Raw genomic sequence first — 22,366 nt, forward strand, 5'->3', positions numbered from 1 at the left:
AATTTAAACTATTAATTAATCACCCGTATTTCAACACTCATCATTGAGGCTCCGGAATCAGCCCAATCATTTAAATGATTTACTGATCCAAATAATACTTTATCGGCATCTTGAGGCGCAGCACCCCACCGAGAGTCGTACGCAACATTATTTGTCAAAAAAACAAAGGTTTTTAGAATGGTAAATTTGCCGGGGTTTTTCAAGTACCATGCTCCGCCAATTCCACCACTTTCCCAAGTCCAAGTACCGCCAATATTATCATCACCTATTACTAAAGTTGGAGCATTTTCAACACCTGGACTTTTGGAGATATACCCATACATCGACCTTGATGGTCTTTGGGCAGAAACTAATTGCCTTCTGATTCCATCATGTGTTTCCCATAAGTTACCAAGTAAATCACGTTCGATCGCTCCTTCAACAGGCACAGTGGTAAGCGCTTTATTTGGAATTATCAATTGCGCTTTATTGGCTGTACCCTTAAAAATCGCGGTTTCAGTAAATTCAGCAGGTTTAGTAAAAAATGATAAACCTTCAATAAAAAGATTGCCGGAAAACACCATCTGACCGGAAAAATTATGACCTGAGGATTTTATCCAAATCCACCAATTGCTAAGTTTTGCCCGACTGATTACTTTAAAATCTTCCGGAATAACGGTTGTTATTTGCGTTTCGGCATCCGTTGCAAGTGTGGCGGTTAGTTTTATTTGATTTAAAGTTTTACCCATTTCAGCAGTTAATGCTTTGGTTACCCCACCTGTAGTTAAATCATTAACCAAAATGGTCGCCAAATAAGATTCAACATTTTCAATTGCATCAACAATTTCCTGAATTGTATCAAGATTAATGTTATCAGAAGACAAAAGTGTATTTATGCCATCGATTTGATTTTGCAAGACAAGCCCTTGCTGTGCACTCAAAATCGATGTTGAGCCACCATCGTACAAGTTGTCAATTATCTTTAAATATTGGCTTGCTAGCTTTGTAAATTCATCTAACGGTGCATAACCTCCAGCGATGCCTTTTTGTGTTTTATCTTCTTTTTGTCCAAATAATGTGGCATGTGCATTTTCATTATTTAAATGATTGTCTAAAGCTTCTTTTTCTGCCTTATTTAAAAGCAACTCATTAATCCCTTCAATTTCAGCAACCGGAATCTTTTCGCTCTTATGGCGAAAACTATCCCATGTATCCCAAAATTGTTGTTGTGTCGGGATTAAATCGGTTCTAAACCAATTTTTTATTGTGTTAAGTGATACTATTGCCATTATCCTTTATATCTTATAAAATGTACAATCCTGTACGGGTTCATGATGTTAAATGCTTGGTCTCCACCTATTGAATTAGTATTTGTTTCTTCAAGAGCTCCTAAAGGATAATCATCAGATGCCGTTCTGTAGCCACGTCCGGGTTTCGCTTTCAAATATTTGAAGAAAATAGTTGGCAATTCTGCAATTGATAATTTTTTAGTTTTATTTCCTCCGGGTGAACCGAGTGTTGCAAAATCAGGATCATCAGGATTTTGACCAAGTGGAAATCTACCTCTAAGATTTACGTATTCTTCCCATCCAGCTGGTATTTCACTTAAAGGTCTTCCCCAAATAGCAACGAGTCCAATAGGAATATTACTCGGCTTTAATTCAAGAGCATCAACCCTTAATACCAAAGCATCAAAATTGCTCTTATCGGCTTTTAATGCCAAAGCATCAGGAATGTTTTTAGTTTCAAATCCTCTTTTAAAACTATTCCAAGGATATTGGGTTGTTGCAGTTCCGAAAGTGGCATGACGAATGAATTTAACTTCATTAGAGTTTCCGTCTTCAAATTCTAATGATTGTTTAGTCTCAACAATAATGACATTTGATGTTGCGACACCTCCTTTAAAAAGCAATAATTCACCATTAATGAAAACAGTGCCATCTCCAATACTAGATCCTGTTAATTCGCAGCCAGAAATAATCGCAAAATTTCCAACGATAAAACCAAATGCATTAAATATTTCGTATGCTGTCTGTATGTCAGCTAGGATATCGGTTTCAAAAGGAAAACCGACACTTTGATTAAAATTAAATCTGTTCATATTGGGTATATTTTATATCGTTTTGATGCGAGTTTGTAAAAAACAATTAAGGCATCTAATTGATGTTGTGATGATTTGATAATTTCAGATGGAACAAAAACGTTAAAATCTGCACCTGTACTTATATATTCGGCATTTTGATAGATGAACATTTTACCAAGAAACACAGGTTTTTTTTCGCCTCTTGTATAAATATATTTCCGGCGAAATGCATTTCCTTCTCCTATGTAAATCCGTCTCAATGAAGGATCAAGATTATCATTTAAAACCTTCCGTAAATAACAAACCTGTCCCGTATGATTAAGTTTATACCAATCTTCGGTTCTTTTTAATTTCCACAGGTAATGAAGCTTAGAAATAGGTAAGACCAAACAATTAAAAAAAGCTATTGTTGCTTTCTTTCGTTTAAAAGTTGGAGTTAAAAGCAATACCAACTTTTCATAATTTAGATTAAACCACATAACTTACATTATCAAAATTTACTATTTCAAAATATCCGGCAACAGGTATCGTTTTTACATTTATAGGCGAAAATTCCACATAGGAAGATGTAAGGGGATCATAGTAACTGGAGCTTGCCGTTTTTATATGTGCGTTGATTACACCTTCAACAGCCCTTAGTTTTTCAATAAGATCATTTATGACCAATTCACCATCAAAGGGCAGGGATTTCATGTAATTTTTAATTGCTATTTCAACTGGCTTGCCACCACTCGCAATACTATTTCCAGTCTCATCAATAACCAAGACATCAATATAGATGTCCATGTCCAATAGCAGCTTATCAGCCGGATTGTTCACTACATTTATTTGAACCCCTGCATATTTAATTTCATTGATATATTGCGTGAAACTTGTAATTTGTGTCGGGGTTAACGGAGTCAATAAATCGTCTTGCTCACTTGCTACTTTTACAATTAACCTATTGCTTTCTGCTGACTCTTTAACCGAACAATACTTTATGATTCTCGAAGCTTCAATTTGATCATCCGTATAACCCGTATTATTGTATTTGTCACTATCAACTATTAAGTCAAAACCAAATTGAAATCCTAAAGACATATTTTTATACCAAGTTGGCGTACCTGATTTTTGCTCATAAATGGCAGTATCGATTTCTTTCTTATGAATATCAAAAAGCTTTTCTAAACTCCATATTGCAAATGCAACCACATAAGTAAGCAGACGGTAAATTGCGACTTTACTTGTTGAAGTCATTGCAGATAAAGCTTCATTTGAAGCGATACTATCTAAAATTTCTTTTTGTATTACCTCTATTTCTCTAGCCATTTTTACCTACTATAAAATCATTTTCAATTATCATGTGTCCAATTCCAGTCGGTCGAATTTGGAGAGTTTCGACACCTCCTGTTGCAACTATTTGCTGCCTATTAATAAAATAGTCCACTAATTCAGGAACTATCAGATCGCTTTTTGCAACTTCTATTTTTTGAGCTGGCTCAATATTGTCAGTTATGGAAATGCCATTGAGCAAAGCCAATTCAAATACAGTCTGCACATTTCCATTTTCCTGAATTGAGATATCAAAAAGATTTTGATTATGAAGGACGGTTGATTCCATGATTTCGAAGTAAGCGGTTTTCCTTTTTTAATTCGTTGATTTCTTGTTGCTGAAGCTTAATTTTTCGATCTTTTAGTTTAAGCTCTTCTTCAAGCATTGTCACTTTTCTATTCAACAGGTCTTCAAATTCCTTGTACCTAGTTTCATATCTGGATTTTAAATCATCTAAAATTTCTTTGTAGTGACCCGATAGTTTTATATCATTTTCAATTGCAGTAGTTTCAGCAGATTCTTTTGCCTGTAAAACTTCTACTTTCAACTTTTCCACATCCTGCCTATACTTACTTTTCATAAACAAAAAAGTAAAAAATCCAGTTCCTCCCGATGTTAGTACTGCACCTATCGCTATTAATAATTCATTCATTTAAACATCATTTAAAAACTGATTAAATCTATTTTTGATACTTGCAAATTCGGCTGCATTTACCAGCGTTGTAGTATTGCCAGCTCCACCTGTTGTAGTAACCAAAAAACTCATTTTCTCTACAGCGGTTAATAATTCAGAAATCAAACCTTTGAGTGTTTCATTTTCCTTTTTCAGTAAAAAACCTGATTCACTAACTCTAAATTGAACTGTTTTGATTTGCAGATCCAAGCTTTCAACTTCTGAATAGGCTTCAACATATAATTTTTTAAGATCTTCATTTATTGGGCTGACAAGAACTGAACTGCCTAGAGCCGGAAATAGAAAAAACTTTTTTTTATCTCCATCAATGACAGAGGACAATCTCACGTCTGTAAATTCAATCTGATCATCTGAAACAACACACGTACCTTTGTTTTTATCAACTGAAATTACTGTTGCCGGAAAAGTGTCGACATCTCTTTTTTGAAGCTTCCTAAAAGCGTCCTGTATCTTTTTATCCATTACAAACGATTTCCAATTGTTACTTTTCTTCTAGCCCCACCAGTTCCAAAAGTGGTGACTACTTTTTTTATAAAGTAATTACCCTCACGATTTGGATGTTCGCTATCGATAAATTTCGCTTTCATTCCTCGTGTTGCAAACGGAATTAAAAAGCTTGTCACATCACCGTCAAAACCGTCATACTTCAATTTTTCAATCTCAGCCTTTGCAATTTCTTCAAGTTTTTTCATGTCTGAAATTACAGATGTATGGTATTCTCTTTGTTCGCCATCAGGATCGCCAACCTCAATACTTTGTCTTTGATTTTTAGCATCTATGTAGGTGTATTTGATTTTAATTTTCCTGTCTTCCTTGCTCTTAAACTCAAGGCTGTTCTCGACAAGGTTAAAATTCAAATCATATACTACTGTTTGTCCAATGTTGGTTAATTGCTGTAAGCCACAATAGAGTTTCCCTTCATCTGTAATAAAAACAGACATCAATAAGTCTTTTTTTAGGCTTTCCAAAACCTGCGCACCGTTAGCATTTCGAATAATCCATTTATCCAATTTTATATCCTGAATTTCAGGAGCTAATTGGATTGGCGTATCCTTAACAACTTCCTGAAGGATTTCCTTCATTGTGGTTGATTCCCAAGTTTTGGTAATATTTTTTCTTCTGAGCAGCCAAATAGCATCTTCGCAATGAATTTCCAAGGGGATTTTAGGGCTGATTTTCTTGACATAACCTGTAAAATCAACACCTGAATATTTGCCCTCATAACCTAGAGTAATCGTTACGGGATCACCAACTTTAATAGCATTTTCAGTATATTTCTGTTCACCGTTTTGTTTTACTTTAAATCGTGTGGGAAGCTTAATAATAGCGGTGTCTCCCATATCTTCTACCGATTTTGTAATTTCAATATCATTGACCGCATTGAAAATAAAATCGCCTATTTCAACCTTTCCCTCGAGTATAAACATTATGCCAATAGATTAATTTTTGCTTGGTCTTTTTCGTTTAAATCAGCAAAGAAATCAGTGTCGCTAATTGCTTTGATTGAATATTTTTGCAACCCGGATTCTCCTATCATTTCATCGAATTGGATATCTTCAATTACAAGGCTTCTGATTCCGAAAAGCTCAAAAAAAGCGTTTTCCTCTACCTGAAGCGCATCATTGATATTCGCCAATTCATTCAATGCTTTTACTTGGTCTGAAGGATAGATATCAGGATCGTACTTGTCCACACAAACCCCTTTGATTGAAATTACATAGTCATCTGTATTGATATATTCCTTTACAGTTCCTTTCTTGTATTTTCCAACAGTTACAGTCTTTACAATTGTTTTGGTAAGTCCAATGGATACCAAAGGCTCATTTGGCAACATAAATACCTGATCTTTATAGGACAATTTCAATTGCATGAAATACTTTGCTCCCAAAAGTTGCTTTGAGTTAATAGCACTCAAATCCGGCAGTCCATACTTTTTTTTGTTCTTTTTCCACCATTCGGGAAAATGAGGTCCGACATAATCCAATGCAGACCGTATAAGTATTTCTTTTATATTAAACTGAGCCATTAGTCGGTTTGCATTTGGTTTACGCTATTAACAGCCCTTAAGATCATTTCCTGAACTTTCTCGCCTAAACTTTCAATTCCTTTTTCTGTACTTTCAACAAATATTTTGGTGTCATCCTGAAGCTTTTCGATATTGACCGTTATATGTGTCATTTTTGATCCTCCGGAAACAATAGTGTCTTTTTTGGCTTTTGCATCCTGACCTTTGCCAGCTCCGCCACCTGCAAGACCTTTGTTTTTAGCCAAGTAATCATCATAAGCACTTGTTCCGCCATCTTTCTTTGCTCCGGCATTACTAAACTTGTCTTTTAAGGCTTGGAAATCTTTTTTAATTCCATCGGTATCAACTTTAATTCCGACCTGACTAAACTCGTTTTTAGCTTTTGATGCGCTGTCGACCATCTTTTTGTAACCATCGGTAATCGCTTTTTTTCGAGCTTCAACATCACCATTAATCTGAGCGATCATTTTTTGATTATCTGTAGAATCGCCCATCCCGACGGATTCTTTGAATTTATACCAGCCAAGTTTTATTTTATCAATACCTATCATTAAGGTATTAACCAGTGTTGTAAAACTAAACTTGACATAATCAGTATATGTTTGCCATAGAAATTTTGCGCCATTTATAGTATGTTTCCAACTTTCGCCCCATCCACTGGTATATTTCATAACCATACCAAGAACCATAATCAAAGCCATAACTCCCAGTACAACCCAAGTAACAGGACTCACCAGCATCAGGGCATTAAATATTCCCAGCGCATTATTCCATAACCACCATGCAGCAGCTAAAGCAACAATTTCAGTTGCAAAAGGGGTTACAATCTCAATAATTCCTTGTAGTCCGGTTGTTAGCCAGTTAACACCAATTAGAACCCCCATCATGATATTTCCGAAAATACTAAGAGCATCACTCGCCTCAGTAATGCCAAATGCAACCCGTATAAATTCACTTAGTGCAATTACAACTGGAGCAATCATGGAATAGAGTATTGAAAACCATTCTGAGATATAGCCTAAATTGTCACTTAAAAAAGCCAGTCCCATACTTAAGATGGTAATTACCCCTGTAAATATTCCACCCGATTCTCCGCCAACAGCTACCAGAAAACTATTCCATTGATCACCAAGATTTGAAATTTTCCCTCCAAGTGTTTGAGAGATCGCTTCCATTGATCCGGCTACACCTTTCATTTGTCCATACTGCAATAATGCATCGGTAATGGCATCGGAATTATTTTTTACTTCTTTGGTGACGCCTTTAAAAGAAAGCTTAACCATATCGCCACTTTTAGAAGCTTTGATACCAAATTCTTTTAACCTTTCAAATTCTCCGGTTTGAGCATCGAGCATTGCTTCAGTTAACTGGTCAAATCCTTTTCCTTGCGAGGATGCCAAATCTCCCAATTTGGTCATTTCGTCTTGTGTGGGCAAAACACCCCGATTGACGAGTTTAACAAAAGAGCCTGTGAGTTCATTCAGCGCAAAGGGGGTTTTCGTTGCGAAATCCGTCAGCATGCTGAGTGCCCCAGCCCCAACTTTATCGGATTGAAAAGTGTTTGTTAAGACGGCATTAAATTTTTCATACTCACTCCGAGCTTCAACTACCTTATTGGTAAATGACCAGATGGCAGTTATCGCAAAGACACTCGCAATGATATTTTTTAATCTGTTCATTGAATTACCAACAACATTGGATGTCTTTTCTACTTTATGAAGATTATTGTTTAAACCATCAACATTATGCGAAGCCTGACCAACTGAGCTGGCAATTTGCCTTAAGCCGTTACTGGCATAATCTTTCATTTTTACTATAAATTCGTAGGCGTTCATAAACTTTATTGAGAGGATTCTTTTTCTTTTGTTCTTATGTAATGCAAATTTTGAATCTCCTCACACCAAGATTTATCACTCAGCTTTTCGGGTTTTCTAATGTGCATGTAGTATTTCAAATAGGCATCGAACAGCCTAATATTGATGTGTATTTTTCCTTCCGAATTAGTACTCGCTAATTTGAAAGATGAGGCGTCACGAATATCAATGACCGCCTCGTCTAAAGCTTTTTTAGGTAAGCAACTTTTTTGTTTTGCAATTTCTCTATTGCCTGATAAAGTGGAAACCTGATAGAAGCGTTGTCCCTGTCATTAAAAGCATCGTCTTTTTCGATACAAACCGCTTCAAAAAGTTTTTCCTGAGTTACAAAAGCTTTATCACTTGGGTTTTTCTTTTCAGCAAGTTTGATGTCATTTCTGGTAATGATTCTTAATTTGCATTTAAAATCGCCAATGGTAATAATTGAGTTGTTGCCTTCTGATTGAATTTCGGCTTCGTCAAAATTGAAAAAATCTTTGATCTCCTTTCTTGCAGGCAGGAAATACTCATCATTGGTTTTAATTTCCTCGTCACCGCCAATAAATAACAGGTTGATCATTTCTTCTCCAAAAGCTAGGTTTCCGCCATTTGTCATGGCTGTAAATGATCTCTTAAAATCTTTCATTTTAGGCTCACGCAGATAAGCCGTTTTGTCTTCAACTGGCAATTCGTAAACACCTCCGTATTTATCCTTCCATTCGTTTATAATTGCCTGCGTAATCTTTTGTTCTCCAATTATTGCTATATTTTTATTCATTGCTTTTGTTGTTTTAAAAAAACCATTCTTTCGAAAAAGAATGGTTTTTTATATGTTTTGAATTTATTTGGTTTATTGCTGGTGCTTAATCTCTAAGAAAATAATCGGCAATTCTACAAGCATATTTTGGTCTCCTTGTTTCATTGATTTTTTATATTCCTTAACCTCACAACTAACAAGGACATCGGTAACCGTTGCGCCTCCGTCATTTGGAGCAAAACTCCAAATGATATCAAAGTTTAAAGCCAGAATATCATTGTTTGGAGCATCTTTGATCATGGCTTCAACCTCGCTTTGCCATAAAACTATTTTACCTTCAAAATCTTTGTTTCCTCTGACAATTTTATGACCAACAACGCCACGCCCACGTAAAACTGTTTTTTCTTGTTTGGCGGTGTATTCTACTTCATCTACACCTTCAATGATTCTACCGCCAAGAGCAATAGAAATATCATTCCAAGAATAATTTTTACTACTATATTCTGCCATTATTCAAGTGTTGTTGTGAATCCTATGTTCACAGTTATGAAATCACTATAGCCAACAGGTAGCAATTGAAGTTGTACCTCAATATTGTCTGATGTTAAAACATCCTGATTTTCATCAATGAATGCTTTAACTCCTGAGAGTTTGCCTTCTTCAACCATAAGCCCCTTGATTTGACGCTCTATTGCGTTTTGCCAGCCTTTTATAATTGCCGGATGAATCGTTCCTGATGCAGTTACCGGAATTTCATCTGAAAGTTCCTCTACAAGAGTAGTATAAGCGATCAAAATTGCTTCATCCATTACCAGACCTCGTGCAAGACTATTAAAGTCATCCGTTGATTTAGTTAATGTTTTGTCTCCGGTAAAGTAAAAACCGGACTTATTTGCAAAGCTTCTTAGGAATGTATAATTCTTGGCATCGATAGCGTCCCAAGCGGTGTCCAATGTCGAAATTGGTTCACCATTTGTAAAATAGGCAGCGAAAGGCTCTATAGCTCCATCTTTTACACGGCTAATTTTTCTTTGAGTTGGAATACTTGCCAATCTTCCAAGGGCGAGTCCAATTGAAGCTTCTTTAGAACCGTTGTTATTTGCAATCAAAATCGAAACTTTATTGTAATCAGTAGTGCTGTAATCTTTAAGATTTGCGACAATTCCATCAAATTTGTTTCCTGAAATCAAAATACGAACCGGAAAATAGCGATCACTAAAATCCTGTGCTAACCCCTGAGCTTTCACAACAGCCAAATGAACATCGTTGTCAAGTCCGTCAGTAATTGTTTCAGTTGTCCCTGATTTCTTTAAAAGACCTAAGATTCTTATTTTTCCTTTTGCATCAGAGAGTAACTTCTTAGCGTAACTTTTGGTTAAATCGGCTTGATCTTCAAGTGTGATTGTTGAAGGAACGAGCATGAACCAAAGTTCAGCCCCTTTTTTAGCTTCATCATAAAAGCTTTTGATATGGCTGTAAGCAAAAGCATTTGTTCCGGTTTCTTCAATACCTAAATTAACAGCTTCCTCCAGTGAGAAAATTTGATAAGAATTTCCAACTGTGACTTTGTTTGATCCGGTTACTGTTACGCCCGTTAATACGAATCCTGGTATTTTTTGTATGTCAGCCTGCAATAGCCCCAAGCCATTGCTGGAGATATTAAATTTTATATTTGGTAAACTCATACTATTTTAAATAATTTAAGGGCATAACAAATTATAAAACCAACTACCATAGCGACAAACAAGTCAAAAAGCGTCCAGCCTGTTTTAGTAACTTTATTAGATTTATCGGCTCTTTCTTTTGACCGATATTCCCGTTCGAGTTGAGTTTTAATTTTTGCCGTTATTGCTAAACTGTCACATGTAGCTATAATAAATATTGAATCATGAACGATCCGTACTTTAGCCGTTGCGTTCCCATTCTTCTGAGTAAAAACTTTAGGCTTTTCAATACCATTTAAACGAGGCTTAAATGTCAATTCAGAAATAGGAATTTTTAAACTTGTTTCTGACTTTGGAGCATAAAGAGTTGTGTCTTTATAGCTCACAATGTTCTCTTTTGTGTTTTCGATAGTTGTATTAGTTTTATGAGTTTCCTGTCGCTTGGAACGACAGGAAGTCAAAAAGCAAAAAACAGCTACAAAACAAATCAACAAAAATTTGAGTTTTATATTTATTCTTTTCATCTTTTATAAATCTTTATATTCTTTCATGGCATCAAAACTCGGACATGCTTTGTGGACATTGGGAAAATCCCTGTGTCCCTGAATTTTTGCCAGTGGAAATTTTGCTTTTAATTCTTTTAGCTTCTTTAGAAGAGCTGCTTTCTGAGCGGGTGTCCTATTATCGGTTGGCTTGTTATTTTGATCTACACCTCCTATATAAGATATATTAATAGTTTGGCTATTAAAGCCCTGAACACCGTTCGAAACCTGTTCAATTGGCAAGAGTTCTACAATTTTACCATCAGGTTTAACAATAAAGTGATAGCCGGGCATCCTCCAGCCTAATTGCTTTTGCCAATAGCTTTGAATTGCGCTAATGCTCGTTTTTTGAGAAGTTGCCGTACAATGAACGGCTATGTACTTTATAGTTCTGGGCATAATTTATTTTGTGATTTTAGCTTTGTAATCTTCCAAAGCTTTGATAATTGTTTCCGCTTTTTGGTCAGTTGTCTCCAATTCTAAAAAGTGAACTAATTGTTTCAATTTGTTATAATTGTCCTTTACCAGACCATTATTTAAAAGCTCTGTTTGCTCAGGATTTAAAACAATCCCATCATCTATTGAATTTTCTTCGTCAATCACCTCAATAATGGTTGCATTTTTATGAGGTGTTACATTTTTGTCCACCAATGTAGAGGCATGATTTGTTGCAAAACCTACATTTTCAAAAACATTCCCGTCTGATGTAGAGTAAACAGTATCTTTCGCATTAGTTTGCGCAAAATAATTGGTCACTATCAGCGCAATGGCATCAGTAATTGATGCCGTTGCTTTTGCTTCTACCTTTTCCATATTAACTCAAGATTGCTCCTAAATATTTAGGATTTGAAGCACGAATATTACCCACGAGAGCTCTTTGAGCGAAAGAAATTTCGTCAGCCTGAGATGCAGCAGATCGAATAGTTTCGAAAAGTTCTGTATCTCCAAAACATCTAAATGTTTCATCAGAACACCACGTGAAAGAACAATTTTTATCATCAACTGCCTTAACCGTTCCAAATGGTTTTTTTACATTAGCAGCAGTATATAAAGCTGTTTTGTTGTAATGGAAGATTTTAAAACCGTAAAGAGTTTTCGCACCGTCAAGTATCTGTTTATATAATTTGTAATCTTCTTGCTCGATCATCGACATGTGTTCAGCAGTCAAGCAGATATTTAAATTATCGTACATATCCAAACCTCTGTAAAATGCCTTCATTTTAATAACCGAATCAATAAATTTACCCGCACCAACTACGAGGATTTTATTAAACGCATTATCTACAGCTGGAGACCATGCAAAGGCAGCTCTTACTCCCATGTTTTTAGCTAATGCTGCTTTGTGACGGTTAGTTACAGATGCACGTTTGTTATACTGTAATTCAATCTCCTGAAGATTTCTGTGTCGTGTTCTGTCTGTTGAATAAGTATTTAATACAACTTCATTCGGAATATCCGTAATTGTTGCTATAGGTAAATCTGTTTCGCTTCCTGCAAAGTAGTTTTCATGAACTTCTGGTTCAATACCTGCTTCAGCTAAATGTAACTTGTTGTTATCTACATACTCGGATTTATCCGTTGATGCAAAAACAAAACTGTTGTCGGGGATTGGATTTTCTTGTATTCCTGCAATCCAAACTTCCTTTTGTAAATCTGCCATATTTTATATTTTATTGAATGATTAATTATTTATTTTGTCTCTGGATGTCTTACTCCTTTAGAATAATCCTGAGCTAACTGTGCATACTTGGCAGGATCTTCATCTCTAATTTTACCAAGCTTAACCGGATCATGTTTTTGTAAATAGTCAAATGTTTCATTAGAATCTTTACTCGCAGGTATAGTCGATCTACCTTTTAGAACTACCTCTTTGATTTTTCCGTTATTTTCTGACTGTACATTGTCAGCTTCTTTTTCGTCAATTAGCTTTGTTAAAATCACTTTTTGACCTTCTGGATCAGCTTCATAGGCAGAAAGCTGAATTGCTTTTAAACCTTCAGGCAAAAGACCCAACTCAACAATTTTATCAATTAATTGTGTACCTTCATCTTTGGTTAATTTGGAAAACTTATCTTCAAGAGATTTGATCTTTTTTTCAGCAGTTTCTTTGGATAATTTTAGAACATTGATTTCTTTTAATAATGCATTTTCATCTGCATCAGCACTTAATGAAAGTGCAATAGCAATTGTTTTAAATTGTGACATATTTTCAGTTTTATTTATATTTACTTTGTTTAGTTTGACAGGATCAAATCCACCTCTTGAAAGTTTTAACGCACCATCATTTCCACCAATAGGAACTATTGAAATTTCGACGAGTTTGCACTTAGTAACAGTCTCGTAAGCCTGACCTTCTAAAATCAATTCAGGATCCATTGAGGTTTCAATTACGTCAGCATAAATTGAAGTCATTCGAACAAAACCCCGCTCAACTTTTCCAGCAATTTTTTTTGCAAAAGGATCTTTCTCATCAAATTCGATTGTAGCTATTAAATCAGTTCCTTTTACAGTCAGGGCAATACACCTTCCTACGACTTCGCTACCTCTGATTTCTTCCTGATAATTTTCTCTATTATGTAGATATAAAACAACCGGATTTCTCAGATACTGCTCGTAGTCAATACCACTTGTTAGAACCCTGTATTTATATTCATTTACATTTTCTGTATTAACTACAAAGTCGTGTTTCATTGGCAATAATTTTATGTGTTTGTAATGTTTGATGGGGCAAAATTGGAGCGTTTTTGAAGTAAAAAAAAATAGCTCATCAACGGTTGTGTGGAATCGAAACAACCATTGTATCAAAACATTACAAGGTTTGAAGGGTAAATTTTTATAGCCTTATTATATATCGAATTTTGCCCTATGACTGATATACTTTTAAATAAAACAGGGGATTTAGATATCCAAAACGGTGATATCGTAATCGGTTATTCTGCTAACCAACATCAAGAGCACATTTTATTGGCAAGCAAAGGAGAATACAAGGAGTTTCCCGAATTAGGGGCAGCAATTCACAATCTGCTAAATGAAGATGATTTTATGCCTTTTTTGATTGAGGCTAAAAAGAATCTTGAATATGACGGAATGATAATTAATAATATAAAGTTTGAGGAAAACGGAAATCTAAACATTGATGGCTACTACAAATAAAACCAAAGGCAGAATGACTGCTGCTGAAAGCGATTATAAAAAAAGTCAGGCAAAAGATTTGTTTGTCAAGGGATTTTCAATGACTAACATTTCTGAAATAATCGGAGTAGGTGTAAAAACATTAACCAATTGGCGTGAATTGTATGATTGGGATAATGAAAAAGAATTAAACAGCATTCGTCCAAGTGAAATCAAAAAACTGATTTTACAATACGTGCTGGATATTCGTGACGGTAAAAAACCAGCTCATAAAGCCGATGATTTAGCCAAAATTTCTGCTGCTTGGGATCGAATGGATGACGATAGAAAAAGGGCTGTCCATACTATGGAAAGCTTCGATGGTTTTAGTCAATTCATGATTGTTTTGGCAGGAACAAACACAGGTAAAAAGCGAGATGATATCCTAGAATTATTGCAGTCTATCAGAGTGTTTTTTGATAAGTATGTAAATGAACTTGTAAGCAATGACTAAAACAGAACTAAAAGAAGCATTAGAAAAGTACAATAGGGAGTCGAAAAGAATTCAGTTGCTTTCAAGTCATTCACTATTTAAAGAATCATCTGCTGAGCAAGAAGCCAGAATTAAACATCTTTTAAAGCCTGAAAACTATCTTGAATTCTTTGAGTATTATTATGGTGTAAATTCAGGTTTGGCTTTGGCTGATGCTCCGTGTGCAAAATTTCATTTAACTAGTTATTTAGAACTATTTAAAAATCCTTTAATCAAACAACAACGTCGTTGGTTTCGTGGAGCTGCTAAATCAATTCATACCAATGTTGGAAACCTTACACATCTTAAAGAAAATAACCAAGTCAATTTTGGATTAATAATCGGACGTACGCTCGATGCAGGAAAGCTGTTGCTTTCTGATGTTCAAATGCACCTTGAAAGTAATGAACGTTACATCAAGGATTTTGGAATGCAAATGCAATATGGCTCTTGGGCTGACGGGCAATTTGAGACCAATGATAAAAAGATGTTTAAGGCTTTAGGGTTAAACCAGCCTTTCAGGGGTTTGCGTAATAATGCGAACCGACCAGACTTTGCTTCAATGGATGATTTAGAAGACAGAAAGCAGGCTAAAAATATTGAATTAACTAGAGAAAATGTTCAAAAATTAACTGGTGATTTAGGTAAGGCTGGTCAAAAAGGTCGTTTTCGTCAGGTGATGGCAAATAATTATATCGTTAAAAACGGAATAGTTGATGGGTATGCCGAGGAAAACAAAAAATCTCCAAACTTTAAAATTTCTACGGTAAATCTTTGTGATGACAATTTTAACCCAAGTTGGCCTGAGAGATACTCCAAACAAGAATGCAAGGACATTGTTAACGATACCGATTTCCATACTAGCCAAAGAGAGGATTTTAATAATCCTATCGAAAAAGGAAAGAGAATTAAAGCAGAATGGATTCGCTACAAAAAAACACATGGTAATCAAATTTTTACTGGTCTCATTTCTTTTTGGGATTTATCATATACTAAAAATGGAAATTTTAAAGGAGGAGCGGTTGTTTCACTCGAAAAAGGCAGGGCACATGTATTAAAATTGTTTAACAGACAATGTGAACGTCCTGAAGCTATGAACACCCATTACGAATGGCAAAGAGAATTTAACGAAAAAGGAATGTCAATTATTTCATTTTATGACGCTACAGCAGCGCAAAAAATAGTTTACGAACCTGATTGGTTAGTCGCATGTGAAGAAAATAACGCTGTTGATATTCCAATACCCGATCATGCTTCAGGAGATAAACATGATAATATTGACGCTACATTAACAAGTGCTTTTATGCGTGGTTTAATCACTTTCGATGAACGTTTAAAAGACACACCAGATATGGAAAAAACTTTTGAGCATTTAACTGCTTTCGAAAAAGGATGTACAACTCCTGATGATGTTTTAGATGCTTTAGAACAATGTGTCCGTAAGGGAAGATTGCTTTTTGGCTATTCTCAAAAAGAAGAAAATACAACTAAACCATTAATAGGTAAACGAAAAACAACTCGAAGAGTATGACACCACGTAAAGAATTATTCATAAAAGTAAAGGAAAAACTAAAAGAACTTCCGGAGCTCGAATTGATCGATTTACAACGAAAGCAATTTAGCAACGGAAAAGATAATTACCCGAGCTATTATACTGCTGCACTTATTGAAATAAGATCAATTACATGGGCAATGATGGTTGAACAAAAACAAGAAGGCAAATGTACTCTTGATGTAACTTTTTATTGTAAAGATGGATGGATGGATCAAAACGATAGTACATCAGATCCCGAGCACGGTTTGATTGAAATTGATATCATCGATAATATTGTCGAAAAGCTTCAGGGGATTCAAGGTGACCAGTTTAAACCATTAAATCATATTTATGAAGAACCTGTAGAGGAAGGCGAAGAAATCATGAGCTATAGGCTTTCGTTTGAAACCTCCATTTACAGATTAATAAATCCAAAATACACCTATCAAAAACTTAAAATAACTGAATAATGTTTTTAGAAAAAACAGAATTAAAAACCGTTGGAGTTGATGAAATAATCAACAAAATCATTAACAATGATGATTCCATTGTAACCGAAATAATTAAAGAAAATATTGATTTAATGGCTACTTATCTATTTCAATATTACGATACGGAAACAATCTTCAATGCTACTGGTGACCAGAGAAGTTTAACGCTTTTAAAGCACCTTAAAGGACTGGTTATTCACGATATATATATTCGTAGGACAAAGAATGTAAATGAGGCTGCAAAAGTGAGAGCTGACGAAGCTTTGTTGTGGTTAGAGAAAGTATCCACTGGAAAAATAAAACCACAATTGCCAGTTAGAACCGAAGATACTGACGGAGATGGAAACCCCGATAAACCTGCAACCTTCTTAAAACTTGGCAGTCGAAAAAATTATCAAAATGGCTGGTAGTTTAAATGATCTTCAAAACATGCTTAATAAGGCAGCAAAAGAGATTCCCGATAAATCATTACGAATAATTGGTGTTGAAGGTTTAAAGTTTATAAAGAAAAATTTTAGGGATCAGGGCTTTAATGATACTGGTATTCAAAAATGGCAAAAGCGAAAAACTACTGATAAAAACGGAAGGGATTTGACAAGGTATTCAAGAGGACGCAATGCCGGAAACATGACACGGTTTGGGCTTCGAAATGCTGACAGGGCGATATTAGTCGGACATGATACTGGCGGGGATAAATTAATAAACTCCTTTAAATCCAATATCATAAAAGCTAGTAATCAGGTGCATTTCAGTTCACATAAAAAATATACAGCCCGACATAATGAAGGTCTGGATGGAATGCCCAAACGTCAATTCATGGGGAAATCAAGGTACTTAGATGGTCAAATAAGCCAAAAAATTAAAAAGGAATTAGACAAACTACTTAGATAATATGAAGTCAATATTTAATAAAACACAACAAACAACCAAAAAGGTTGTAATAAATAGCAGATTCAATTTTTTAGGAAATGCAATCGGGAAAAAAGTAAGTTTATCTAGCAATGATTCAGACAATATAAATAAGATCACCAATTTAATGGTTGATATTATTAGACGTCAACGTCGTTTATATCGAAAAGAAATTAATGATTGGCAAGCAGCTCGTTATGCTTTCTATCAATCTGAAATCCCAAGGTTTTATCCAATGCAGGAAGTGTATGAGGATATCATGTTGGATGGACATTTAACGGCAGTTACAGAGGATAGAACCCTACGAACAACAAACAAGGATTATATATTCGCTATAGACGGAATAAAAGACGATAAATTAACTGATCTTATAAAAGATCAGGAATGGTTTGATGTGGTACTGGATGAAGCACATAAATCTATTTATAGAGGTGAAACATTTATCTGGATCAAAGACTTTGAAAAAGGAAATATTAAGGAAGTAGAAACCATTGAAAGAGGCTTAATTGTTCCTGGACAAAAAATACTTTTAAATGATATAAACGGCAACACAGGGCTTGATATTTCAGAGGTCGATGATGTATTGCTATATGCTAATTTCTACAGCAATATTGGGATACTTGAAAAAGCGGCGGTTTATACAATATTGAAACGTCACAGTTGGGGAAGTTGGGATGAATTTGAGGAATTATTCGGAGTGCCTATTCGAATTGCTAAAATAGCATCACAAAGCGAAACGGTTAAAAATGAAGTTGCCGGATGGCTTGAAGAGATGGGAAGTGCGCCTTATGGAGTTTTTCCAATTGGTACTGAAGTTGAAATAAAGGAAAATTCAAAAACCGATTCCTTCAATGTTTTTTACATGAAAATTCAGGCTTTGGATAAAGAACTTTCAAAATTGATCCTGCACCAAACAATGACAACCGAAAACGGTTCAAGCAGGTCTCAGGGAGAAGTCCATGAAAATACACTTAAAGAAGTAACAACTTCTGATAGAAAAAAAATGCTCTCTTTTTTAAATAAAAGGCTAGTTCCGGCAATGCGAAAATTGGGTTATAAAATTCCTGACAACGCAAAAATCATTATTGAAAAAACAATTGTTGCAAAAGATCAAATTGAGATCGACAGCGAACTTATGACCAATGGGTATGTTTTAAAACAAACATACATTGAAAAAACTTATGGTGTTGAAATTGAAAGAATGCCTTCAGACGAAAGTCAATTAAAAGAGAATAAAAGCAAGGGAAAGCCTTAAGCCTGCTTAAATTACATTATCGTTCTAAATGTTGTGATACAGAGCATGAAGTAATACAATTAGATAAAAATGATAATAACTTAAGTGGGCTCTTTGAAAATTATATCCGGCAATTATTTGACGAACGATCGGTTTCTCCAGAGAACCAAAGTAAGCTTGCAAAATATTATTACGATCATTTATCGGAAGGATTAAATGTTGGCTATAATCCTTCATCTGAATTTTATGATGAAGATTTAGCCTTATCATTAAAAAATGATATTGCAAAGTTCTCAGCGTTTAAAGAAACAAGTTTCAGAAAAGAGCTTGAATCCTATCTAACGGAAAATGGTAAAGTTGTACCGTGGTCGCAATACAAAAAGAAAGCAGATGCGCTAAACATTGATTACAATAAAAGATATTTAAAGACAGAATATCATCATACAGTTGCAACGGCAGTTAGTGTGGAGAAATGGAAAAGTTTTGAAGCTGATTCAGATCTATACCCAAACTTAAAATATAATGCAATCAATGATGGTAGAACCCGAGAACAACACCGAGAGTGGGACGGTTTAGTTTTGCCAATCAATCACCCTTTTTGGAAAACTCATATGACTCCCAATGATTGGGGATGTCGTTGTGATGTAGAGCAAACAGATGAAGAGGTTAGCACACATATTCCTGATATTTCTGGTAAAACAGCATTTAATAATAATGCAGCTTTAAGCGGAAAAGTTTTTGGAGAAATTGCCTATAAAGAAGGTTTAAGCAAAAACGAAATTGAAAAGGCTGAAAGGTTAGCCACTCGATTACTGGAAGTTGAAAACTATAAGACATCAGTTTTAAAAACCTTCAAAAACGGAGGACAGATTTTAAGTGATAACCTTGTAAATGTAAATTCAAGTGATTATGCTGATCTGCTTAAATGTTGCGAGTTTTTCGCCAAAAAAGGAAACGTTACAAAGATACTTCCACGAGTAAATTTGAAATCTCCTTTGTATTCTGAGATTTATGGCAAATTAGTAGGAACAGCCTTCGAAGGAAAATGTCCGGACTTTATGGTTAATGGTTTGTTTTACGAGCTGGAAGGTTTTGAAGTGGCAAATGCTCAGTCGCTATCTAACATGTTTAAACGTGGCTTAAAGCAAAGTTCAAGACTGGTTCTTATGGATGACGGATCAACAATTAACCACTATTTAAAGGTTATTAATTTCCGTATTAAAGAAGGTCAAAACATTGATGAAGTTTGGCTTTTAAGAAAGACAGGCAAAATAGAGCAGGTCTATTAATGACGAAAGCCTCCCGAGGGAGGCTACGTTATTGCTCTGTCCGTAGATAGAACACTACAAATATATAAAAATTATAATAAAATACTATAAAAATTGAAACAATGTCTGCTGTGAAGATTCAGCAGGTTTAGCATTATCATTGTAAATACCTTCATATTTAACAATTGCCTCGACAGTCCTGTTTGCCAAAAAGGATTTATTTCCAACCTCTTCAATGATAGCATCAATACGCCATTTAGGATTTTTTACCTGTAGATCGTAGAAAAGCTTTCTTACTTGGTTGTTTCTTTCGGTAAGTCGTTCTTTGCGTGTCATAAGGCAAAGATAAATAAGTTATAGTTAATTTTCAAAAGAACTTTTAAAAGACAAAGCCACTATAATAAGTGGCTTTTTATGTTAAAAATATTGTGTCGCTTTAAAAGCTTCAAGAAATTATTAATACAACAGTTGCCTAAAGCAATTTAGAAGCTTAATTATTTTGATTTTTAATATATGGAGTAACAGGGATCAACCATCACATGCACTTTACACAATTGATGAAGAGTGATTTCCAAACTATAGGGAAAAATACTAACCTGTAGTTTTTAAAGAGGTATATTATCAAGCAGTTATTTTTTTACTACTCATTCTAAGTTAAATAATATCCTAAATAATTAAATATAAATAATTTATATAAAATTTTACTTACACGTGTATCGCTGAGTGGTGTTTTTTCTTACGTATTGCTATTTCTTGACTAGTTTTGAAATGTTAAATGTCATAACAATTTTTTGGAATTCGCACGTTTGGAATTCCCGTTTTTTATCATTGGTATTTTAAAGATGCTCACGAAGTGAGCATCTTTTTTATTAGACAATTCCCGGCTCTTAAAATAGAGCTATTGTTCAACTTTTCTCTTGTAATTAACTAATTTATATAAGCATGAAACAAAAATTAAGAACATTTTCAAAAGTATTATTATCATGTATGGCTATAGTCATATTGAGCTGTGAAAATGATGAATCATCAAAAATCCAAACAGCAGTTCAGGATGAAAAAGTTATTATGGCTAAAGATTGGTTTAAGCTATATGAACATACAGGTACTAATATTCAAAAGGCGCACAGTTTAAATTATGACTGGCAAGGAACGGAAGTAGCAAAGTTAGAAGATGGAACAGAAACTTATATTGTTCCAATTACAGAAGTTAATAACCCGCATCATAAAAATTGGGAACAAAAGCTTTACATTTATAAAATAGGTTTAACTTATGAGGCATTGTTATTCGAGTTTTATCCTGATTCCGATTTACCTTTTAATTTGGAAAAATTTAATGGCAAAATTGTTGTATGGGATTTAAAAAAAGGTTTTGTCAGAGCTGCTAAATTTGTTGAGGGTATTCTTGTAGAAGATGGTTTTGTTGAGGTAACGAGTATGGAGAAATTAAATAATTTAGCAAATAAAGCGCCAAGTAATAATGGTTGTGAAGAAGAACCTTGTGGAGGCGGTACTGGCTCCGGAAATCCACCTCCTTCTTTGCCGGGAACCGTACTCGGAAATATGCCACCTCTTATTAATGGTTACAAAAACCCCGTTTCGGTTTATATTCCAATAGGTACGGATACATCAGGAGGAACTGCCAACGGTTATACTGGAAATGGTGGCGGAAGTAGTGGAGGTGGCGGAAGACAACAGGGACAAACTAATCCCTGCGGTAGAATAAGGGAGCAACTGACCAGTGCAAATTTTAATGCCAAGATAGAGGAATTAAGCAAAAAAACTGGATTAAAATATGAAACTGGGTATTCTCAAAGCAAAAATGGACCTTTCACAGCGATTCCAGTTGGAGCTAGTACTGCCACTTCAGATGGATTAAATTTTAATTTAACATCCGACATCATAGGCTATATTCATACTCATTTAAATGATTATGAAACGGGTGAAACAAATCCTGACGGAAGTAATAAAGTACGACAAACGATCAAAATATTTTCACCAGCGGACATTAAACAATTTTTAAGAGTGGTGAAAAACGCACAAATCAATAATATACCTATTAGTGAGGTATATGGTTCAGTTATAACAAGTGATGGAAATTATCAAATGCGCTTTACTGGTGATCCAAATCAGATCAATCTTAATTTTAATTGGACTAGTTTAGACGCTTCTTATGCAACATATTTTGAAATAGAATCTGCCGATGGTAGTAAGGTTGTAAAAACGGGCGAAAGTAAAGAAGCTTCATTTTTGAAATTTTTAGAAGACAAAAGCTATATTAGGGGTATAGAACTTCATAAAATCAATAAGAATAAAACCAGCACTAAAAAAACATTGGATGCCAAGAAAAAAATAGTAAATACTAATTGTTAAAACATAA

28 protein-coding genes are annotated in these 22,366 nt (G+C 34.8%); 9 read left to right on the top strand and 19 right to left on the bottom strand.

Annotated elements, in window-relative coordinates:
• Positions 1-11 precede the first annotated feature (11 nt).
• From AC6CH4_RS07675 to AC6CH4_RS07760, 18 genes are all read right to left on the bottom strand, one after another.
• A complete protein-coding gene (locus tag AC6CH4_RS07675; RefSeq protein ID WP_498101743.1) occupies positions 12-1,268 on the bottom strand; it encodes a hypothetical protein in 1,257 nt (418 codons plus the stop codon).
• Positions 1,268-2,080, bottom strand: coding sequence for a hypothetical protein (locus AC6CH4_RS07680; RefSeq protein WP_498101745.1), 813 nt, complete (start codon positions 2,078-2,080; stop codon positions 1,268-1,270). Before AC6CH4_RS07680 ends, AC6CH4_RS07675 begins: the two co-directional genes overlap by 1 nt.
• Positions 2,077-2,541 carry a hypothetical protein gene (locus tag AC6CH4_RS07685; RefSeq protein ID WP_498101747.1) on the bottom strand — a complete coding sequence of 155 codons (465 nt, stop codon included), beginning with the start codon at positions 2,539-2,541 and terminating at the stop codon, positions 2,077-2,079. Before AC6CH4_RS07685 ends, AC6CH4_RS07680 begins: the two co-directional genes overlap by 4 nt.
• Positions 2,531-3,370 carry a nucleotidyltransferase gene (locus AC6CH4_RS07690; protein ID WP_498101749.1) on the bottom strand — a complete coding sequence of 280 codons (840 nt, stop codon included), beginning with the start codon at positions 3,368-3,370 and terminating at the stop codon, positions 2,531-2,533. Before AC6CH4_RS07690 ends, AC6CH4_RS07685 begins: the two co-directional genes overlap by 11 nt.
• Positions 3,363-3,662: a hypothetical protein gene (locus AC6CH4_RS07695; protein WP_498101751.1), complete on the bottom strand. Its 300-nt coding sequence runs from the start codon at positions 3,660-3,662 to the stop codon at positions 3,363-3,365. The genes AC6CH4_RS07690 and AC6CH4_RS07695 overlap by 8 nt, the downstream gene beginning before the upstream one ends.
• The gene (locus AC6CH4_RS07700; RefSeq protein ID WP_498101753.1) at positions 3,640-4,026 is read right to left on the bottom strand and encodes a hypothetical protein; all 387 of its coding nucleotides are present in this window, start codon (positions 4,024-4,026) and stop codon (positions 3,640-3,642) included. The genes AC6CH4_RS07695 and AC6CH4_RS07700 overlap by 23 nt, the downstream gene beginning before the upstream one ends.
• Positions 4,027-4,530: a hypothetical protein gene (locus AC6CH4_RS07705; RefSeq protein WP_498101755.1), complete on the bottom strand. Its 504-nt coding sequence runs from the start codon at positions 4,528-4,530 to the stop codon at positions 4,027-4,029.
• Entirely contained in the window at positions 4,530-5,495 is a 966-nt protein-coding gene (locus tag AC6CH4_RS07710; RefSeq protein WP_498101757.1) for a late control protein, read from the bottom strand. Before AC6CH4_RS07710 ends, AC6CH4_RS07705 begins: the two co-directional genes overlap by 1 nt.
• Positions 5,495-6,094, bottom strand: coding sequence for a DUF6046 domain-containing protein (locus tag AC6CH4_RS07715; RefSeq protein ID WP_498101759.1), 600 nt, complete (start codon positions 6,092-6,094; stop codon positions 5,495-5,497). The genes AC6CH4_RS07710 and AC6CH4_RS07715 overlap by 1 nt, the downstream gene beginning before the upstream one ends.
• The gene (locus AC6CH4_RS07720; RefSeq protein WP_498101761.1) at positions 6,094-7,929 is read right to left on the bottom strand and encodes a tape measure protein; all 1,836 of its coding nucleotides are present in this window, start codon (positions 7,927-7,929) and stop codon (positions 6,094-6,096) included. The genes AC6CH4_RS07715 and AC6CH4_RS07720 overlap by 1 nt, the downstream gene beginning before the upstream one ends.
• Before the next feature lie 220 nt (positions 7,930-8,149).
• A complete protein-coding gene (locus tag AC6CH4_RS07725; protein ID WP_498101763.1) occupies positions 8,150-8,725 on the bottom strand; it encodes a hypothetical protein in 576 nt (191 codons plus the stop codon).
• Between the two features lie 72 nt (positions 8,726-8,797).
• Positions 8,798-9,214, bottom strand: coding sequence for a hypothetical protein (locus AC6CH4_RS07730; protein ID WP_498101765.1), 417 nt, complete (start codon positions 9,212-9,214; stop codon positions 8,798-8,800).
• Positions 9,214-10,389 (bottom strand): DUF2586 family protein, encoded by a 1,176-nt coding sequence (locus AC6CH4_RS07735; protein ID WP_498101767.1) that lies wholly within the window; start codon positions 10,387-10,389, stop codon positions 9,214-9,216. Before AC6CH4_RS07735 ends, AC6CH4_RS07730 begins: the two co-directional genes overlap by 1 nt.
• On the bottom strand, positions 10,386-10,892 hold the full coding sequence (locus AC6CH4_RS07740) for a hypothetical protein (RefSeq protein WP_498101769.1): 507 nt from the start codon (positions 10,890-10,892) through the stop codon (positions 10,386-10,388). Before AC6CH4_RS07740 ends, AC6CH4_RS07735 begins: the two co-directional genes overlap by 4 nt.
• Positions 10,893-10,895: 3 nt before the next feature.
• Entirely contained in the window at positions 10,896-11,309 is a 414-nt protein-coding gene (locus tag AC6CH4_RS07745) for an N-acetylmuramoyl-L-alanine amidase (RefSeq protein ID WP_498101771.1), read from the bottom strand.
• Positions 11,310-11,312: 3 nt separating this feature from the next.
• Positions 11,313-11,723 (bottom strand): hypothetical protein, encoded by a 411-nt coding sequence (locus tag AC6CH4_RS07750; protein ID WP_498101773.1) that lies wholly within the window; start codon positions 11,721-11,723, stop codon positions 11,313-11,315.
• 1 nt (position 11,724) lies between these two features.
• Positions 11,725-12,570: a hypothetical protein gene (locus AC6CH4_RS07755; RefSeq protein ID WP_498101775.1), complete on the bottom strand. Its 846-nt coding sequence runs from the start codon at positions 12,568-12,570 to the stop codon at positions 11,725-11,727.
• A 29-nt stretch (positions 12,571-12,599) separates the two neighbouring features.
• The gene (locus AC6CH4_RS07760; RefSeq protein ID WP_498101777.1) at positions 12,600-13,601 is read right to left on the bottom strand and encodes an HK97 family phage prohead protease; all 1,002 of its coding nucleotides are present in this window, start codon (positions 13,599-13,601) and stop codon (positions 12,600-12,602) included.
• Positions 13,602-13,775: 174 nt separating this feature from the next.
• Here AC6CH4_RS07760 and AC6CH4_RS07765 point away from each other — a divergent pair, with 174 nt between their 5' ends.
• The 8 genes from AC6CH4_RS07765 to AC6CH4_RS07800 all read left to right on the top strand — a co-directional run bounded on the left by AC6CH4_RS07765 (position 13,776) and on the right by AC6CH4_RS07800 (position 20,010).
• Positions 13,776-14,063 carry an oxidase gene (locus AC6CH4_RS07765; RefSeq protein ID WP_498101779.1) on the top strand — a complete coding sequence of 96 codons (288 nt, stop codon included), beginning with the start codon at positions 13,776-13,778 and terminating at the stop codon, positions 14,061-14,063.
• Positions 14,047-14,535, top strand: a complete 489-nt coding sequence (locus AC6CH4_RS07770) for a terminase gpP N-terminus-related DNA-binding protein (protein ID WP_498101781.1) — start codon at positions 14,047-14,049, stop codon at positions 14,533-14,535. The genes AC6CH4_RS07765 and AC6CH4_RS07770 overlap by 17 nt, the downstream gene beginning before the upstream one ends.
• Positions 14,528-16,084 carry a hypothetical protein gene (locus AC6CH4_RS07775; RefSeq protein ID WP_498101783.1) on the top strand — a complete coding sequence of 519 codons (1,557 nt, stop codon included), beginning with the start codon at positions 14,528-14,530 and terminating at the stop codon, positions 16,082-16,084. The genes AC6CH4_RS07770 and AC6CH4_RS07775 overlap by 8 nt, the downstream gene beginning before the upstream one ends.
• Entirely contained in the window at positions 16,081-16,557 is a 477-nt protein-coding gene (locus AC6CH4_RS07780) for a hypothetical protein (protein WP_498101785.1), read from the top strand. The genes AC6CH4_RS07775 and AC6CH4_RS07780 overlap by 4 nt, the downstream gene beginning before the upstream one ends.
• Positions 16,557-16,988 carry a phage protein Gp36 family protein gene (locus AC6CH4_RS07785; protein WP_498101787.1) on the top strand — a complete coding sequence of 144 codons (432 nt, stop codon included), beginning with the start codon at positions 16,557-16,559 and terminating at the stop codon, positions 16,986-16,988. The genes AC6CH4_RS07780 and AC6CH4_RS07785 overlap by 1 nt, the downstream gene beginning before the upstream one ends.
• The gene (locus AC6CH4_RS07790) at positions 16,978-17,469 is read left to right on the top strand and encodes a phage morphogenesis protein (protein ID WP_498101789.1); all 492 of its coding nucleotides are present in this window, start codon (positions 16,978-16,980) and stop codon (positions 17,467-17,469) included. The genes AC6CH4_RS07785 and AC6CH4_RS07790 overlap by 11 nt, the downstream gene beginning before the upstream one ends.
• A gap of 1 nt (position 17,470) precedes the next feature.
• Entirely contained in the window at positions 17,471-18,742 is a 1,272-nt protein-coding gene (locus tag AC6CH4_RS07795; protein WP_498101791.1) for a phage portal protein family protein, read from the top strand.
• Positions 18,743-19,122: 380 nt separating this feature from the next.
• Positions 19,123-20,010 carry a phage head morphogenesis protein gene (locus tag AC6CH4_RS07800; protein WP_498102338.1) on the top strand — a complete coding sequence of 296 codons (888 nt, stop codon included), beginning with the start codon at positions 19,123-19,125 and terminating at the stop codon, positions 20,008-20,010.
• Positions 20,011-20,094: 84 nt separating this feature from the next.
• Here the strand turns inward: AC6CH4_RS07800 and AC6CH4_RS07805 are convergent, their stop codons facing one another.
• A complete protein-coding gene (locus tag AC6CH4_RS07805) occupies positions 20,095-20,325 on the bottom strand; it encodes a hypothetical protein (RefSeq protein ID WP_498101793.1) in 231 nt (76 codons plus the stop codon).
• Positions 20,326-20,931: 606 nt separating this feature from the next.
• Here AC6CH4_RS07805 and AC6CH4_RS07810 point away from each other — a divergent pair.
• Positions 20,932-22,359, top strand: a complete 1,428-nt coding sequence (locus AC6CH4_RS07810; RefSeq protein WP_498101795.1) for a hypothetical protein — start codon at positions 20,932-20,934, stop codon at positions 22,357-22,359.
• The last annotated feature ends 7 nt before the right edge of the window (positions 22,360-22,366 follow it).

The sequence above is a fragment of the Flavobacterium sp. GQ95 genome (assembly GCF_059758655.1).

Bases quoted from the DNA above. Each gene is read 5' to 3' on its own strand.
- AC6CH4_RS07675 (WP_498101743.1), bottom strand. From the start codon at position 1,268: ATGGCAATAGTATCACTTAACACAATAAAAAATTGGTTTAGAACCGAT.
- AC6CH4_RS07680 (WP_498101745.1), bottom strand. From the start codon at position 2,080: ATGAACAGATTTAATTTTAATCAAAGTGTCGGTTTTCCTTTTGAAACC.
- AC6CH4_RS07685 (WP_498101747.1), bottom strand. From the start codon at position 2,541: ATGTGGTTTAATCTAAATTATGAAAAGTTGGTATTGCTTTTAACTCCA.
- AC6CH4_RS07690 (WP_498101749.1), bottom strand. From the start codon at position 3,370: ATGGCTAGAGAAATAGAGGTAATACAAAAAGAAATTTTAGATAGTATC.
- AC6CH4_RS07695 (WP_498101751.1), bottom strand. From the start codon at position 3,662: ATGGAATCAACCGTCCTTCATAATCAAAATCTTTTTGATATCTCAATT.
- AC6CH4_RS07700 (WP_498101753.1), bottom strand. From the start codon at position 4,026: ATGAATGAATTATTAATAGCGATAGGTGCAGTACTAACATCGGGAGGA.
- AC6CH4_RS07705 (WP_498101755.1), bottom strand. From the start codon at position 4,530: ATGGATAAAAAGATACAGGACGCTTTTAGGAAGCTTCAAAAAAGAGAT.
- AC6CH4_RS07710 (WP_498101757.1), bottom strand. From the start codon at position 5,495: ATGTTTATACTCGAGGGAAAGGTTGAAATAGGCGATTTTATTTTCAAT.
- AC6CH4_RS07715 (WP_498101759.1), bottom strand. From the start codon at position 6,094: ATGGCTCAGTTTAATATAAAAGAAATACTTATACGGTCTGCATTGGAT.
- AC6CH4_RS07720 (WP_498101761.1), bottom strand. From the start codon at position 7,929: ATGAACGCCTACGAATTTATAGTAAAAATGAAAGATTATGCCAGTAAC.
- AC6CH4_RS07725 (WP_498101763.1), bottom strand. From the start codon at position 8,725: ATGAATAAAAATATAGCAATAATTGGAGAACAAAAGATTACGCAGGCA.
- AC6CH4_RS07730 (WP_498101765.1), bottom strand. From the start codon at position 9,214: ATGGCAGAATATAGTAGTAAAAATTATTCTTGGAATGATATTTCTATT.
- AC6CH4_RS07735 (WP_498101767.1), bottom strand. From the start codon at position 10,389: ATGAGTTTACCAAATATAAAATTTAATATCTCCAGCAATGGCTTGGGG.
- AC6CH4_RS07740 (WP_498101769.1), bottom strand. From the start codon at position 10,892: ATGAAAAGAATAAATATAAAACTCAAATTTTTGTTGATTTGTTTTGTA.
- AC6CH4_RS07745 (WP_498101771.1), bottom strand. From the start codon at position 11,309: ATGCCCAGAACTATAAAGTACATAGCCGTTCATTGTACGGCAACTTCT.
- AC6CH4_RS07750 (WP_498101773.1), bottom strand. From the start codon at position 11,723: ATGGAAAAGGTAGAAGCAAAAGCAACGGCATCAATTACTGATGCCATT.
- AC6CH4_RS07755 (WP_498101775.1), bottom strand. From the start codon at position 12,570: ATGGCAGATTTACAAAAGGAAGTTTGGATTGCAGGAATACAAGAAAAT.
- AC6CH4_RS07760 (WP_498101777.1), bottom strand. From the start codon at position 13,601: ATGAAACACGACTTTGTAGTTAATACAGAAAATGTAAATGAATATAAA.
- AC6CH4_RS07765 (WP_498101779.1), top strand. From the start codon at position 13,776: ATGACTGATATACTTTTAAATAAAACAGGGGATTTAGATATCCAAAAC.
- AC6CH4_RS07770 (WP_498101781.1), top strand. From the start codon at position 14,047: ATGGCTACTACAAATAAAACCAAAGGCAGAATGACTGCTGCTGAAAGC.
- AC6CH4_RS07775 (WP_498101783.1), top strand. From the start codon at position 14,528: ATGACTAAAACAGAACTAAAAGAAGCATTAGAAAAGTACAATAGGGAG.
- AC6CH4_RS07780 (WP_498101785.1), top strand. From the start codon at position 16,081: ATGACACCACGTAAAGAATTATTCATAAAAGTAAAGGAAAAACTAAAA.
- AC6CH4_RS07785 (WP_498101787.1), top strand. From the start codon at position 16,557: ATGTTTTTAGAAAAAACAGAATTAAAAACCGTTGGAGTTGATGAAATA.
- AC6CH4_RS07790 (WP_498101789.1), top strand. From the start codon at position 16,978: ATGGCTGGTAGTTTAAATGATCTTCAAAACATGCTTAATAAGGCAGCA.
- AC6CH4_RS07795 (WP_498101791.1), top strand. From the start codon at position 17,471: ATGAAGTCAATATTTAATAAAACACAACAAACAACCAAAAAGGTTGTA.
- AC6CH4_RS07805 (WP_498101793.1), bottom strand. From the start codon at position 20,325: ATGACACGCAAAGAACGACTTACCGAAAGAAACAACCAAGTAAGAAAG.
- AC6CH4_RS07810 (WP_498101795.1), top strand. From the start codon at position 20,932: ATGAAACAAAAATTAAGAACATTTTCAAAAGTATTATTATCATGTATG.